The sequence below is a fragment of the Fastidiosipila sp. genome (assembly GCA_012511175.1).
GTDB lineage: Bacteria > Bacillota > Clostridia > Saccharofermentanales > DTU023 > UBA4923.
This window is the reverse complement of record JAAZGO010000004.1, coordinates 111,593-125,803: the sequence shown is the minus strand read 5'-3', so window position 1 is coordinate 125,803 and position 14,211 is coordinate 111,593. Positions and strand designations below refer to the sequence as shown.

Below are 14,211 nucleotides of genomic sequence, written 5' to 3'. Positions count from 1 at the left end.
TGCGACAGTATAAGGTTTTAGGGGAGGAAGATGGCAACTATTGCCAGATTAAACGAGACAGTCGCTTTGCCAGATTAAGCTGGACGTTTTTTTTGTCTCACTGTCCAGCTTACATTGTCATTTATCTCAGTCATGATAGCATCCATTTCTGGTTTGACAGTATTCTTCGCTTTGTGTAAACTAGGGCACGGCCCGGGTGATTGGCTCAGCTGGTTAGAGTACCTGCGTGACATGCAGGGGGTCACTGGTTCAAGTCCAGTATCACCCACCAGGATGCCCCGTGACAGCTATGTCGCGGGGTTTTGTTGTTTGGTGCATTTTGACTTATATTGTAGGCAGTTCGGCGGCCAACGGGTATCCCTCTTGCGCGGCCAAGAAACAATAAGCTCAATGGTTCCTAAGAAGAAATCGCAAGACAAAATATCACGGGCAACCGACTTAAGAACAGCATAAGTACTGGGGGAGGATCAATCGATGGCGGATGTTTGTGCCATTTGCGGCAAGGAAAAGAAGATCATGATGGCGGATTTTCCCCTTTCTGAAGAAGACAAGGAGGAGCGCATCTGTCCCACCTGCAACCGGCGGCTCAAAGATCTGCTTCAGACCAGAGATCCTGCTGTCTTTCGAAAAGAGCAGAACTATTTTCAAATGCTCTTTTATCAGCCACTGCTGTCCGATCGGGCAAAAAAACTCCTGGAGACCTATTTTGAGGTTGGCAAGTCCTTTACAGGGGAGACAAGTCTTGAACAGCTTGTCAGAAAAGAGCGAATGAAAAGAGCCAGGCAAGAAGAAGCTGAGTTTGAAGAAGCCCTGGCTTCTTTCTTGGTGACGACAGAATCCGGTTTTGAGGGCTACCGGATCAGGCGCTACCTGGATGTCATTTTTGATGAAGATATTGTCGGTGCCGGTTTAGGCCTGACCATCAAGAGTATCGCGGGCCTATTTACTTCATCGGCCAACAAGGAGGCCAGGGAAGTAGTCGATCTGGTCCGTCAGCTCAAAGAATCCATGAAGCTCCGGCTGATCCGACAAGCCCACGATCTGGGTGCCAATGCCCTGATCGGCCTGGATTTTGACATGGTCATGTCCGAACAGGCATCCAGTATCCTGCTGTCGGCTAAGGGAACTGCGGTTGAGGTTGAGCCGCTTGCTTGACGGCAAGGGCGGCCTAGCTAGGGATCATCAGCGGGCGGGTTTCTTTTTCTGAGTCACCCAATCAGCGGCCGATCTTTGGAAAAAGAGCAGGATGGCGGGGATGAGCAGGAAGAGGATCCTGCCGAAGATGGTATTGGCGAAGAGGATGACGGCACCCAGCCACCGGCTCCGACCGCTGTAAATCGCGATGATCTCCTCCTCCAGGACGGTCTTGACCATGGTTTCGTATTCAGATTCATGGGGATAGTTGTCGATGTCAACGGCATAGTGCCCCGCACCTTCAATTTTTATCACACGTTCAACGAAGATTTCCTGATCCTGTTCAAAAAGGATCACCTGGCCTGCCTCGACAGCTGTCTTTCCTTCCAATTTCCTGAAGAAGGCCAGGTCGTTGACCTTGATTTCAGGTTCCATCGTGCTGGACTTAAAGACGTAAGGGATGACGCCCCCGAAAGAGGCGATTTTTCCTTTGGCGGTTGCATTGAGGACCAGGATGGCCACATTGAAGAGAATAGCTGCCAGGATGAAGACCACCAGCAGGATTGAGATGGTCACATCCAGCACTTGCTTTCCTCTTGGGCGTGACGGATGGCCGATTTTCTTTCTGCGGCCTGTCCGGCTGATCCGGACCAGCGGTGGCTGGTCTTTCAAGACAGCTTCATAGCGGCCCGGAAACAGGGGATAGCGGCGGGTCAGCAGGCCTGCCCGGATGGCTGCCGCCAAGGTTAAGATCAGAATCAGGGCGGCGGCCAAGGGGAAATAGATGCTTTTTTCCAGGTCCCAAAGCGTTTCGATCTTGCGCATGGCCAGGCTGTTTGACAGGATCCGGCTGAAGCCTGTGGCTGACTTGAGAACAAAGACCAGGATCAAGGCCAAAAAAGTCAGGTAGCGGGCGTTGACCGCTGTCTTAAGCATGGCTGACAGAAAGAGGGCCGCGGCTCCGATCAGGAAGACATCGATCAGGCCGGCCAGGTAAAGGGCTGGCATGTAGGCTGAGACCAGAGCGTATTTGAGGAAGAAAGTGAGGAAGACGGTGAAGCCGAAACCCAGGGAGTATGAGTAGAAAGTGAAGATGAAAAGTGCCGCGGTTTTTGAGAGAATCAGGGAGGCAGGCCGGTAGCCCAGTTGAATCAGTGAATACCAGGCCTTCTTTGCAATGTCCCCGAAAAAGATGACTTCGTGGAAAACCAGCAGGTAGATGGTATGGATGACGGCAGCGACGTGAAGGTAGATGTAGAGGGTGGAAAAATAGTTGGCCTGCATGACCTGGGGGACACTTTCGGCAAAAACACTCTCGGTCATGGTTTGGGCCATGAAATAGAGAGCGAAGGAGAGAAGCCCCAAAAAGAGCCCGAAAGCAGTCACCCGCCAGCTGCCCGCTCTGCGGCCCCTGCGGGCCTGCTGGAGCTCCTTTGACAGATAGCTGCTACGGTAGATCATGGTCTTCTCCGAGGGCTTGCAGAGCCCGCTGGGCGGTCCTGTGGTTGAGGGTGACCTGCCGGGGAAGAAGCCCCTGGCGAACCATGGTTTCCTGGATGGCCGAAGGATCCGTCAAAGAGCCGGATCCCCCGCTGATCCACAGTTGGTCTCCATCGGCTTCATAGTGGAGGAAGGGGTAAAGCTCCGTCAGTTTTTCCTTGAGCCATTCAAGCTCTTCATCCCGGATGGTCATGAGGGTCCGGTCATACTGCCGGAGCTCCTCGACGGTTCCCTGGAAGACCAGGGAACCTCCAATTATACAGGCTGCGTGGCTGGCGGTCTTTTCGACCAGATCTGCGTCACCGGTTCCCACGATGAGCGCCCGGTCTTGCTGTGCGATCCGGTCTGACAAGCGGGCAAGGGCTTCCAGGAGGATGTCATCAAAGATACATTCAGGCAGATTGAAAACCATCAGGCGTTTGGGAGAATAGAAGGCGATCACAAGTTCGATCAGGGCTTTTTCCTCCGCTGACAAGAAATAAATGGGGGTCAGGGAAAGGTGCCCCATCCCCAGGTCGATCAGGGTCTCAAAGATCTCATTTTGGCGGATGACGGGATCCGTCTCCTTTTTGGCGGTTGCCAGCATGACCGCTTCCAGGGGGTTCATGTGCTCATAGAGCATGCCGGTGCTGTCAATGTAGAAGATGTTATCGGGAAGCTGCCTTTTTCCGGGGGTCTTTTTCTGCAGGAAAATCGGTTGGCCGCTGGCAGCAGGTGCCAGGTTGCAGGCGGTTTCCAGCAGGAGTTTGACGGTGATAAGTGAGGGGCTGTAAAAGGCCCAGATTTCTCCTTTCCGCACTGTCAGGCTGACCTCCTGGAAGACCGGCTGGACTTTGCCGCCGGCCGGCAAAAAGTGTTCCCGGGAGGACAGCCCTTTCAGGATCAGGAGATCGTCAAAAAAATCGAGTAAAGCCTCAAATTTTTTCGCAGGATCCGCCATGGAAGCCTCCTCAGGTCAGGGGAATCTTCGCGATAAAAACCGCAATTACACCGTCAGGCGGGAGCAGGTCGCTATCGGGGTCATTGATGGGATTGTCACCCTTGGTCATGTAGCGGATTTCCCCCTCCTCTCCTTCCAGGACCCGGAAAATCCGGTGGGTGACCAGCGTTCCCGAGGGGGAGCTGAAGGTGACAATATCGCCTTCTTTCAAATCGGAGGCATCCCGGGGTTTCCTGGACAAAATGACACTTCCGACCGTCAGGGTAGGCTCCATGCTGGCTGTCTCAACCCGGAAGAGATGAAAACCCATGACAGAGGGGGTCTGCCCCTTCTTCTTCGCGATCAGGATGGAGGTCAGCACGGACAGGAGGATGGCCACGATCAGGATAAAAGCAGTCCAGCTTAGAATCCTTGCCGGCAGGCGTTTGGACCGCCTTTTCCCCGCCTTTTTCTTCTCCATGGCGCGGGCGATCTCATGCCGCATGTCATCGATCTCTTCCTGTGTGGTGTATCTGGATTCTGTCATGGCAGCGCGCTCAAAACTTATGTCTTAGGGGTATCCTAGCACAAGCCGGCCAACAAAAAGAGCCGCCCGGACAAGGCGGCTCTTGTGCTGTTTGGTGTCAGGGCCAATTCCGATCAGGGCTTAACGCTGCTGTTCGACACTGGCTCAACCTGGGTGCCCGTGACGGAAACGGAAAGCGCGGTGCCGTGCCCTGCGCCCGCATAGTCGATATCGTCGTATGCGCCGCTTTCCCAAGGCCATCTGACGGAGACGGTGAATTTTCTCAGGGACTTGACATCCGCTTTGGTGTGATAAGTCAGGATCTGTTTTCCTTCCCCATTCCCATCGAGCTTGATCTTCACAAGCTCCAGGGCGTCATTGCCGACGACAACTGTCAGCGGAACAATGGCATCTTTGCCTGCCGCTGCTGCAACTTCCACCAAAACATCGACTTTCATGTCAGTTCCAGTGACCGTATCCTTGTCATAGTTTCTGATCGCGAACTTCCAGTCGAGCTTCTCTCCCGGCGCGATTTTCACATTTTCTTCAAAAGTGTCCTGTCCATCTTCGAGCAGGATGAATTCTTTGGCGACAACGCTGCCTCCAGCGACTTCGTCAAGTGTGATGGTGTAGTAGGACATGGTGCCGGCAATCAGTGAGACGGTGATGGCAAGAATGAGGGCGATGATGGTAAGAGTTTTCTTCATTTTCTTTCTCCCGATATTCGTAAGGCTTGGTCAACAATGGTTGACTAAGGCTGCACCTGGGTGCCAGTGACGGTGACGGTGAGGGCAGAGCCGTGTCCGGCGCCGGCGTATTGGATGGCATCATCATCAGCGGTACCCCAAGGCCATTCGACTGTGACCCTGTACACCCTTGTTGTTGCCTCAGCCGGCAGGAACTGTTTGTCCGTGTAGATTCCATTTTCGAATGTTAAGCCGTCTTTATCCCACCAGGTCCCTTTGTGCTTGGAAACTTCCTTAATCTTCAAGGGGGCGATTTCTTCGAGATCACCATTTTCCCCAAGCGCAAGTTTGAAGCTGACGTCCATCTTTGTTTCTGACACAGCATTTGCATTGAAGTTCTTGACAGCAAACACGAGGTTGACTGTTTCACCGGGGGCGATCTTCTCATTGAACGTTTTTTCGATTGTTTCATCTTCCATCAGGATGAACTCTTTGGCGACAACACTGCCTCCAGCGACTTCATCAAGTGTGATGGTGTAGTAGGACATGGTGCCGGCGATCAGTGAGACGGTGATCGCGAGGACGAGAGCAATAATGCTGATTGTCTTTTTCATTTTCTTTTTTCCCTTCGTTTTGTCTGTTATTATTTTTTGATTTATCTCAAGAAATGTGACGCGAGCCAATTTCCAGTTGCCTTGAGTGCGACAGTTGAGATTCGTTCCCGGCGAATCCTAGTCCTGCCAAGTTTTATCCGAGCCCAGCGAAATGGTGAGGTCGTCTTCACTGACAGGCTTATCCTTGAACCTGAAATGGGTGGGAGTCATGATCGAGTCACCAACAAATTGACCGGCAAAGGTAATTTCGCCTCCCGGTTGTATGGACACGTTGAAGTCACTTGCCGGTCTTGTGAATACGTAGGAACCATCAAGCTCGGCTATCTTTGCGTTCCATGGTTCTTGGTGGATCTTCTGTTGCAGGACAAAGCTCAGCTTCCAGTCTTCGATGACTTCATCGCTTAAGTTCCTGATCTTAATGGTGTACTGATACTTGCCCCAGCTGTTACCGGTTGAGTAGTCGATTTTGATGCCTTTGGCATAATCCGATTCTTCAGGCTTTTCAGGTTTCTGCGGATCTTCGGGTTCTTGAGGCCCAGCGGGTTCATCAGGCTGCCCGCTGCCGTCAAAAGGCGCCTGCGAAGCGATGCCGCTGACCTTGACGGCGGTGCCGAATTGGCTGCCGGCATAGGCGCTGTCGTTCGTACCATCGGCAGGCCAGACCATCTCCACGGTAAACTCGCGCGACTGCTTCTTTGGGTTATGATCAAATTCGCCCAGGTATTCAAAGCTTCCCGTCCCCTCGATTGACCCGAGGAGCTTGCCCTTCATATCCTTTATCCTGATGACCAGGGGATCGATGGCCAGCTTGCCTTTTGCGGCCCCCGCATCAAAGATGAGTTTGTAGTATTGCCGGGTCTCCGTGACCAGCGAATCCTCGTAATTCATGATTCTGAATGACCATTGAACGGACTCGGAGGGAGCAATTTTTTCGTTGACGGTAAAAGACTGAATCTCTTCACTCAGGAAGATGAATTCCTTGGCGGTTACACTCCCGGCGGCGATATCCACCTGGGTGGTGTAGTAAGCCATGGTTCCGGCCAGAAGTGAGGTCACTATGGCCAATACAAGAATTGAGATGGTAATCAATTTTTTCATTTTGGATAATCCTGCCTGCAAATTTATGAATTCCCTTCGGTGATCTGTTTACAGATCAGTTTTCAATAACCGGGATTCGGGAGGCAGGGCACGTCAGACCCAACGACGACTAAAAAAATATCGGCTGGCTGAAAGGGCCCTTCACCTTTCGAACCGCGACGGAACATAGCACGGTTATTCCGGCTTGTCAAATCAACCGTAACGAATGTTACTGAATACAGGTATAATCGCTTGGTAAGAGGGTTTTCACCCCTTTTTTAGCCCCACTTGTTTTTTCGGATTCTTCCTGACTGCAGACGGAAAATTGGGAAACCGGGACGGTTGAAGAAGCATAATTCCTGGAAATTTTTGGTGAAATGCACCGAAAAACGCCATGATCTGAAGAAATCGATTTTTACTTATCAACGAAAAAGTTGCATAATTACTGATAAGCAATGGTTTGCCCTGTTTCGATTCAAGCGGCAGAAAGGAAGTGTTGGTCATGAAAAAGTGTTTTGTCCTTTGTTTCCTGCTTGCGGCCCTGCTCGTGACGAGCTGCGCGCCTCGCGAACTGACTCCTCTTCCATCCACGACGGCCGGCCCGGCAATGGTGACAGAGGAGACCGTGAGAATATTGACTGGATCGCCGGGGTGAAGGAGGCCCTGAAAGAAATCGGGGAGGGCATCCGGGAGATCGTTCCTGACAGGCTGAAAGACCCCGGGAGCTACCGGGAGGCCATGCACCATGTCAGACAATCCCTGATGGGGAGCCTGGATAAGATGCGGGACCTTTTGGAGGCAAGCCAGGCAATCGCGGACATAGAGGAAGCCCTTGAAGGTTTTCTGGAGTCCGTCCATTCCTACTATGAGAAGAAAAAGGAAGGCCTGAGGACCTGGTGGAAGGAAAAGGAAGAGGACCGGGAAAAGCTGTTTGAGAAGTTTGATGAGCAATTTGAGGAGCTCCTGGAATGGAAACACGAGGTTCTGGACGCCAGGGTGAAAGAAAATGGTGAGAAGTTCAAGGAAGCGGCGAATCGGTTTTTTGACAAAGCCCGGGACTTCATTGAATCCCTGGACAAGTCGACAGATACCTGGACGGAGGGCCGGGAGGCAAGCCCCTGATCTTTCTTGTGTTACCCTGATGGGCAGGAAATAAAGACAAAGGGGAAAAAGGATGAAGACCAACAAGGAAGATCTGGTTGAAATATCGGTCCAGGCCAAGATTCACGCGCCGACATCCCGGGGCGGTTACCGCATTGACAATACAGGTGTTCCCCGGGTTTTGCCGGGGGTCGGCGGAATCGTCTACAACTACCGGATCGGGGACTGCTGCATGAGGCTGGCAGGTGACCACATTGAACCCGGCGTCAGTTTGAGAAACGAAGACAAGTCCGAAAATGAGGGCGTCATGCACAATGCCTGTGTCGGCAACCGGGCCATCGTGGTAGACGGCGATGCCAAAGGGGCGGAAGGTTTCGTCACCGGCAAACACGGGGGCATCGAGCATACCCTTTGCTATTTTGACCCCGAGACCCTGGACAAATTGAAAATTGGAGACCAAATATTGATCCGGGCCAAGGGACTGGGACTGGAACTTTGTGACCATCCAAAGATTGCCTGCCTGAATCTGTCACCGGAGCTTCTGGAGAAGATCGCGCCTGATGAGGAAGATGGCAAACTGATCGTTCCCTGCGTGGCTGAGGTCCCGCCCTACCTGATGGGATCGGGGATCGGGGCCGCGTCTGCTTACACGGGCGACTACGACATTATGACCGGAGACCAGGAGGCCTTGCGGGAGTGTGGGCTGGAAAATCTCCGCTTTGGGGATCTGGTTCTTCTGATTGACTGTGACAACCGGTACGGCCGCCAGTATAAGAAAGGTGCCCGGACCCTGGGCGTGGTAGTCCACTCCAACTGCATTTTGTCGGGGCACGGGCCGGGCGTCACCGCGCTTCTGAGCTGTTCAGAAGATGAGCTGCTGGTCGGCCGGCAGGATCCGGATGCCAACCTGGCCCATTACTTAATCGATAATAAAGAGGTCTGAATCTGGCTTTGAACTGTTGTTGTTGAGGTGCGCTCAGGCAGCGCACCTTTCTCACTATGCCCGTCCTGTGAAAGAGGTTGCCATGAGTCGGGAAAGACACATCCTTTATTTGATCCGCCACGGACTGACCCTGCAAAATCTGCAGCGTGAATACCAGGGGTCGGTTTTGGACTATGGGATTTTGCCGGAAAGCCGCCTGTTAATTGAACAAAGGCAAAAGCGCGGGGTTACGCCCGAAATCCGGACCCTGTGGGTGTCGCCGCTGCTGCGGGCCAGGCAGACAGCGGAACTTTATTTCCCTGGCATGGACATGGAACTGATGCCTGATCTGATGGAGCGGGAATTTGGGGACTGGGACGGCAGGACACATGACGAATTGCTCCTGTCCGACCCCCTTTATCCCAAATTCCTTGATACTTTCAGGCGCCTGACCCCACCGGGAGGTGAAGCCTATGATCTTTTTATTGAGCGCTTGGATCGAATCATGGATGCGGTCCAGACCCTCGCAGATCAAGCGCCCGGTTCCTTTCCCCTGGCCCTGGTTTTCCATGGAGGCCCCATCCTGCACCTGACCGACCGGCTCCTGCCGGAGGCCCATCCCCTGTACCGCTATTTCACCAAAGGCGGGGGCGGACTTCGCCTGGTGTTTGAGACCGGCCCTTTGCGCGTTCTGGAAGCCAGCGAACTTTTTACCGATGATGTCCCGGTTGAGAAGACACCCTTTTATCTTGACTTCAAGAGCGGACCGGACGCGCAGTAACATGGACTTGAATGCTTGACAGTGCCATGACGCCGTTGTAGAATCGTCAGGTGGCTTAAGGCTGCGATTTCAGGGATCGCATATGGGGGCAGCAAGCGCCCCGCGCGGTTTCCACGAAAGGTGATTAAGATGAAAGACGGAATCCATCCCAAGTACGGAAAAGCCATTGTGCGCTGTGCCTGCGGTGAAACTTTCGAGACAGGGGCTGTCAAGGAGCAGATTAATGTGGATATCTGTTCCAAGTGTCATCCCTTCTATACGGGCCGCCAGAAACTGATTGATACGGGTGGCCGGGTCGACAAGTTCCGCAAGCGCATGGGACAGCAACAATAACCGTGCAGGGGGAGCTGGGGCTCCCCTTTTTTCACATGCCAGATAAAAAACAAAAAGAAGAGGGGAAGGCCACGGAACCTTCCTGTAAAAGGACAAGCATCGGCGGACAGGCACTGATCGAAGGCCTGCTGATGTTGGGTCCCCATAAACAGGCCATCGCCATCAGGAAGCCGGACGGGGAGATCCAGGTGACGGTCAAAGAGCGCGAGGGCAGGTCAGCCCGGTTCAAGCTGCCCTTCCTTCGCGGTGTCGTCCGTTTGGTGACCCAGATGAAAGTCGGTATTTCAGCCCTTATGTACTCGGCCGAAGCTGCCATGGGGGAGGAAGAGGCAAAAGAGAAGGAACCATCATCGCTTGACCGCTTCGCCGACCGTCATCCGAATATCGTCCTGACTTTTACTCTCTTCCTGTCGCTTGGGCTGGGCATCGCCCTTTTCATTTTGCTGCCCAGTGCCCTGACCGACCTGATCCGCCGCCTGTCCGGTTTCGGGCTGGGCCAGACCCGGGGTGCAACGGTCGTGGCCCTGTCTGTCCTGGAAGGTTTTCTGCGCATCTTCCTGTTCCTCCTCTATTTATGGCTGACCTCGCGATCGTCTGAAATCAAACGCGTCTGGATGTACCACGGGTCAGAGCATAAAACCATTGCCTGCTATGAGGCGGGCCTGCCCCTGACCGTCCCCCATGTCGGCCAGCAAAGCCGGCTTCATCCACGCTGCGGCACCTCTTTTCTTTTTCTGGTCATGCTGGTGTCCATCCTGACCTTTTCACTTGTCGGCCGTTACACGCTCTGGCTCAATATTGCAATCCGTTTGGTTCTCCTGCCCCTGATCGCCGGCATTTCCTACGAGTTGATCCACTATGCCGGGTCACGCGACAATTGGCTGACCAGGGCCCTTTCCAAGCCGGGACTGGCTTTGCAGCGCCTGACGACGGCAGAACCGGATGAAGCCATGATGGAAGTCGCCATCGAGGCCGTCAAGGCCGTTATTCCCGAAAATTCTGACGATGACAAGTGGTAGGCAGGCGCGGCTGGATCTCTTTTTGGAGCAAGCCGTGAAAGCCTTTGCCGCTGACGGCTTTGAATCACCCCGCCAGGAGGCAAGAGCTCTGATCCAGGCGGTGGCCGGGATCAGCCGGGCAACCCAGCTGGCCCATCCCGAGCAGCCGCTCGATGAGGACCTTGCCGCTTCACTGGAAGAGGCCCTGTCGCTTCGGCTTCAGGGCAAGCCCCTGGCGCAGATCGCGGGCCGTGCCTGGTTTTATGGCCTCCCCTTCAGGGTGACGGAGTGGACCCTGACGCCCAGGCCGGAAACCGAGCATCTGGTTGAGGCTGCCATCCGCCTGCTTGGAAGCTGGCCTGACCGGGGCGAACCCTTACGTATTCTGGATACTTTTGCCGGAACGGGCGCTGTCGGACTCAGCCTGGCCTTCCATCTGAAAAAAGAGGGGATAGCCTTTGACCTTACCCTGGCGGACAGCTCGGGAAAAGCGCTTGAAACCGCTGCCGCCAACGCCGGATCCATCCTGCCGGGAGATCCGGTCCGGCTGGTCCGGGCCGATATCTGGCCCCAGGGCCTTGAGCCTTTTGACCTGATCCTGGCCAACCCTCCCTACATTGTGACGGAAGCGATCGGCCGCCTGATGCCGGAAGTGGCGGTCCATGAGCCGGTTGAAGCCCTGGATGGCGGTGCGGACGGCCTTGCCTTTTACCGGAGGCTGGCGGGAGAAGGAAAACAGCATCTGGCCCCAGGTGGCCTGCTCATGCTCGAAGTCGGGGCGGGTCAGGCCGATCCGGTTACAGCCATTTTTCGCACTTGCGGCTGGCTGCCCCGCGGCCGGGACAAAGACCTGCTGGGACACGTGCGCGTCCTCCTCTTTTCGGCCCGGTCTCATGTAATATAAGGATAAGACAGTTGGAGTTCCTGACATGGAGATTGATCAATATTCTAAACTGACTGCCAGCGAGGCCCGCTACGAAGAGCTGTCGGGCATGCTGGCCGACACGGATTTGATGCGGGATCAAAAAGCCTACATCAAGCTTGCAAAGGAGCACGCCGACCTGCAGCCGCTGGTCAACCTGATCCGGGAGCTCCGGTCGGTCAAGGAGGCGATTGAGGAAAATCGCCAGCTGATGAATGAAACGGATGACGCGGAGCTTCGCGAGCTGGCCCGCGAAGAGATCGCGGAACTGGAAACGAGGGCAGAGGTACTGGATGGGGCCATCCGGGAAGCTATTGAACCCAAAGACGAAAAAGACCAGCGGGATGTCATCGTTGAGATCCGGGCAGGCACCGGGGGTGAGGAGGCGGCGCTCTTCGCAGCTGACCTTTACCGCATGTACGCCGCCTACGCGGAAGCGCGCGGCTGGGAGACCGAAATCGTCGATATGAATGAAACAGAGATCGGTGGTTTCAAGGAAATCATCTTCACTATTGAAGGAGAGGGAGCTTATAGCCGGCTTAAATACGAAAGCGGGGCCCACCGTGTCCAGCGCGTTCCGGTGACTGAAGCCGGCGGCCGGATCCATACGTCAGCCGTGACGGTGGCGGTCCTGCCCGAAGCGGATGAAGTCGATTTTGAGATCGACCCCAAAGATCTTCAGATCGATACTTACCGGGCCTCGGGCGCGGGCGGCCAGCATGTCAATAAGACCAGCTCGGCCATCCGCATTACTCATTTGCCCACGGGTGTTGTCGTTACCTGCCAGGACCAGCGGTCCCAGTATAAGAATAAGGACAAGGCCATGGCGCATCTGCGCGCCATTCTGCTCGACCGGGCCGAACGCGAACAGGCGGATGCCATTGCCAGTGAAAGAAAAAGCCAGGTGGGGACCGGTGACCGCAGCGAGCGGATCCGGACCTACAATTTCCCCCAGTCACGGGTGACCGATCACCGGATTGGGCTGACCCTTTACAAGCTGGACCGGATTCTGGCCGGCGACCTGGATGAAATCATTGATGCCCTGCAGGTTGCCGAGCATGAGGCGGCGCTTCAATCCTGAGGGCAAAATCCCATGAAAACCAAGGTCATTACCGTCCAGCATCCTGTGAGTCCTGATGATCTGTGCGTCCCGGGCCAGGCGCTTGCCAAGGGCGCCATCGTCGCCTTCCCGACCGAAACCGTTTACGGTTTGGGGGCGTCAGCTCTCCTGCCTGAGGCGGTCGACCAGATCTTCCTTCTGAAAGGCCGGCCTGCGGACAATCCCCTGATCGTCCATCTTCTTTCGGCAGACTGGCTGGATCAGGTGACAGCAGCTATTCCGCCCCTGTTTTGGCCTCTCTATGAAGCCTTCTCGCCGGGACCCCTGACTTTCGTCATGCCCCGGCACAGCCGAATCCCCGACAGTGTGACGGCGGGACTTTCTACCGTTGCCGTCCGTTTCCCCTCCCAGGTGGCAGCGCGGGCCCTGCTCCAGGCAGCCGGCGTGCCCGTTGTCGCGCCATCTGCCAATCTTTCGGGCAGGCCGAGCCCGACCCGGGCCCGCCATGTCCTGGACGATTTTGCGGGGCGCATCCCCTACCTCATTGATGACGGTCCGTGCGAAGTCGGACTTGAGTCCACTGTCATCGATCTGACGGCTGATCCGCCCATGATTCTGCGGCCGGGAAAGATTACTGCGGCCGGGATCAGGGAAGCGACCGGAATCCAGGTAAGCATCTGGACGGGTTCTCTTTTGCCGGACGGTCTTGACGCACCTCCCTCTCCCGGCATGAAATACCGGCATTACGCCCCCGGCGCCCGCGTCCGCATCGCCCTGCCCGAGCCGGGTCAAACCATTGAAGGCAGTTTTTTGAGCATGCTGGAAAGATCTGTTCAGCCAGCCGGCCTTTTCCTGAGCGAAGCGACCTGGGAAAAATTACGGGGAGATTTGCCAGGCGTGAAAGTTTACACCTACCAGGGAGGAAGAGATCTTGCGGCCGCCATGCACGCCCTCTTTGATGCCTTGCGAACACTGGATCAAATGGGGGTCAAGGAGATTATCGCGGAAGGATTTGCAGGGGAAGAGGCCTCAGCCTACATGGACCGGCTGACCAAGGCGGCGTCAGAGGAAGAGAATTTTCGGCGGATCCTTTTTGTCTGCGAGGGCAACACCTGCAGGAGCCCCATGGCGGAGGCCATTTTCAATGACCGTTACTATGACAGGGGAGCCCGCGCCTCGTCAGCGGGGCTATCGGCCATGGCCGGCCAAAAGATGACGGAGCAGGCGTTGGAAGCCCTGGCGGAATGGGGCCTTGAGCCGGACCAGCGCCCCTCGCGTCAAATCCGGGTGAGAGCCGTCCGGGAAGCCGATCTGATCGTGGCCATGACAGCCAGCCAAAGGGAACGGCTGAAACATTTTTTCCCGGATGGCGCAGACAAGATCTTTGCCATGTCCGATTTCCTTGAAGGCGAGGACATCGGCGATCCCTTCGGCCAGCCGCTTCACGCCTACCGGCGCGTGCGAGAACAGTTGGGATCTGCCATGCAGAAAATTTTCGACCGCCTGATTTTGATCTGACCGAAACGCAGCATGCCTTAAGAGGGTAGACTGGCATCCCGGACGGGAGAGGAGTCTGGTGCTTGACGGCTGCGCGGTGTCATGCTACATTGTCAATCGCCTGTTCGTACAGGCACAGGT

General features: G+C 55.2%; 15 protein-coding genes and 1 tRNA gene. 10 read left to right on the top strand and 6 right to left on the bottom strand.

Annotation, left to right across the window (positions count from 1 at the left end):
- Positions 1–194 precede the first annotated feature (194 nt).
- Together GX839_01145 and GX839_01140 are read left to right on the top strand one after the other, a co-directional pair.
- A tRNA-Val gene (locus GX839_01145) sits at positions 195–271 on the top strand.
- 203 nt (positions 272–474) lie between these two features.
- The gene (locus GX839_01140) at positions 475–1,155 is read left to right on the top strand and encodes a YbjQ family protein (GenBank protein NLB04077.1); all 681 of its coding nucleotides are present in this window, start codon (positions 475–477) and stop codon (positions 1,153–1,155) included.
- 27 nt (positions 1,156–1,182) lie between these two features.
- Here the strand turns inward: GX839_01140 and GX839_01135 are convergent, their stop codons facing one another.
- The 6 genes from GX839_01135 to GX839_01110 form a co-directional block, all read right to left on the bottom strand.
- Complete coding sequence (locus tag GX839_01135) at positions 1,183–2,595, bottom strand: S26 family signal peptidase (protein ID NLB04076.1); 1,413 nt, start codon at positions 2,593–2,595, stop codon at positions 1,183–1,185.
- Entirely contained in the window at positions 2,582–3,574 is a 993-nt protein-coding gene (locus GX839_01130) for a hypothetical protein (protein NLB04075.1), read from the bottom strand. The genes GX839_01135 and GX839_01130 overlap by 14 nt, the downstream gene beginning before the upstream one ends.
- A 10-nt stretch (positions 3,575–3,584) precedes the next feature.
- Positions 3,585–4,100: a signal peptidase I gene (locus tag GX839_01125; protein NLB04074.1), complete on the bottom strand. Its 516-nt coding sequence runs from the start codon at positions 4,098–4,100 to the stop codon at positions 3,585–3,587.
- 113 nt (positions 4,101–4,213) lie between these two features.
- Positions 4,214–4,786: a hypothetical protein gene (locus GX839_01120; GenBank protein ID NLB04073.1), complete on the bottom strand. Its 573-nt coding sequence runs from the start codon at positions 4,784–4,786 to the stop codon at positions 4,214–4,216.
- A 44-nt stretch (positions 4,787–4,830) separates the two neighbouring features.
- Positions 4,831–5,379 carry a hypothetical protein gene (locus tag GX839_01115; GenBank protein ID NLB04072.1) on the bottom strand — a complete coding sequence of 183 codons (549 nt, stop codon included), beginning with the start codon at positions 5,377–5,379 and terminating at the stop codon, positions 4,831–4,833.
- A 117-nt stretch (positions 5,380–5,496) separates the two neighbouring features.
- On the bottom strand, positions 5,497–6,477 hold the full coding sequence (locus tag GX839_01110; protein NLB04071.1) for a sugar-binding protein: 981 nt from the start codon (positions 6,475–6,477) through the stop codon (positions 5,497–5,499).
- A gap of 501 nt (positions 6,478–6,978) precedes the next feature.
- On the opposite strand from GX839_01110, the gene GX839_01105 reads away from it, so the two are divergent.
- From GX839_01105 to GX839_01070, 8 genes are all read left to right on the top strand, one after another.
- A complete protein-coding gene (locus GX839_01105) occupies positions 6,979–7,578 on the top strand; it encodes a hypothetical protein (protein NLB04070.1) in 600 nt (199 codons plus the stop codon).
- Between the two features lie 52 nt (positions 7,579–7,630).
- Positions 7,631–8,500, top strand: a complete 870-nt coding sequence (locus GX839_01100) for a DUF4438 domain-containing protein (GenBank protein NLB04069.1) — start codon at positions 7,631–7,633, stop codon at positions 8,498–8,500.
- A gap of 82 nt (positions 8,501–8,582) precedes the next feature.
- Entirely contained in the window at positions 8,583–9,260 is a 678-nt protein-coding gene (locus GX839_01095; protein NLB04068.1) for a histidine phosphatase family protein, read from the top strand.
- A 129-nt stretch (positions 9,261–9,389) separates the two neighbouring features.
- Positions 9,390–9,593 carry a 50S ribosomal protein L31 gene (rpmE, locus tag GX839_01090; GenBank protein NLB04067.1) on the top strand — a complete coding sequence of 68 codons (204 nt, stop codon included), beginning with the start codon at positions 9,390–9,392 and terminating at the stop codon, positions 9,591–9,593.
- Between the two features lie 35 nt (positions 9,594–9,628).
- Positions 9,629–10,612 (top strand): DUF1385 domain-containing protein, encoded by a 984-nt coding sequence (locus GX839_01085; GenBank protein ID NLB04066.1) that lies wholly within the window; start codon positions 9,629–9,631, stop codon positions 10,610–10,612.
- A 34-nt stretch (positions 10,613–10,646) separates the two neighbouring features.
- Positions 10,647–11,495: a peptide chain release factor N(5)-glutamine methyltransferase gene (prmC, locus tag GX839_01080; protein NLB04065.1), complete on the top strand. Its 849-nt coding sequence runs from the start codon at positions 10,647–10,649 to the stop codon at positions 11,493–11,495.
- Positions 11,496–11,520: 25 nt separating this feature from the next.
- Positions 11,521–12,594, top strand: a complete 1,074-nt coding sequence (gene prfA / locus GX839_01075) for a peptide chain release factor 1 (protein ID NLB04064.1) — start codon at positions 11,521–11,523, stop codon at positions 12,592–12,594.
- Positions 12,595–12,606: 12 nt separating this feature from the next.
- A complete protein-coding gene (locus GX839_01070; protein ID NLB04063.1) occupies positions 12,607–14,091 on the top strand; it encodes a threonylcarbamoyl-AMP synthase in 1,485 nt (494 codons plus the stop codon).
- Positions 14,092–14,211: the final 120 nt, after the last annotated feature.